This window comes from Achromobacter sp. GbtcB20 (assembly GCF_019091095.1).
Classification (GTDB): Bacteria; Pseudomonadota; Gammaproteobacteria; order Burkholderiales; family Burkholderiaceae_B; genus Achromobacter; species Achromobacter mucicolens.
On sequence record NZ_JAGXJZ010000299.1, the window covers coordinates 1 to 375 of the forward strand.

1 pseudogene is annotated in these 375 nt (G+C 69.9%); it reads right to left on the minus strand.

Annotated features, from left to right (window positions below):
• Positions 1-194: pseudogene (locus tag KVT32_RS29070) on the minus strand (plasmid recombination protein); the annotation flags it as partial.
• Between the last annotated feature and the right edge of the window lie 181 nt (positions 195-375).

Below are 375 nucleotides of genomic sequence, written 5' to 3' on the forward strand. Positions count from 1 at the left end.
GCCGGCAGCTTGGCCTCGATCGCCGCACGCACGGCCGCGGCGTCCTGTGCACCAAAGGTCTTGTTCAGGTGCGTGCGGCTTGCGTCCGCATTCGGTGTCGGGATCTCGCGAAAGGTGTGCTTGGCCGAGCCGGTGATCGAGCCGAACGACGTCAGCTTCTCGGCGCGTAGGATGCAGTAGACGGGCTGGCTCATGGCCGCCTCCGCGCGATCGCCGCCGGCGCCGGCCAGGGCCACCGGGCAGGCCCGGTGTACTCACTACACTTCCTGCGGAAGTCGCTCGCCCTGCCGGGGGCCAGATCCACCCCACTCCGCACCCCCATGAGGGGGCTTGGCCGGGTCGCGCCCCGGTGGCGAACTTGTGTGTTCTGCATGC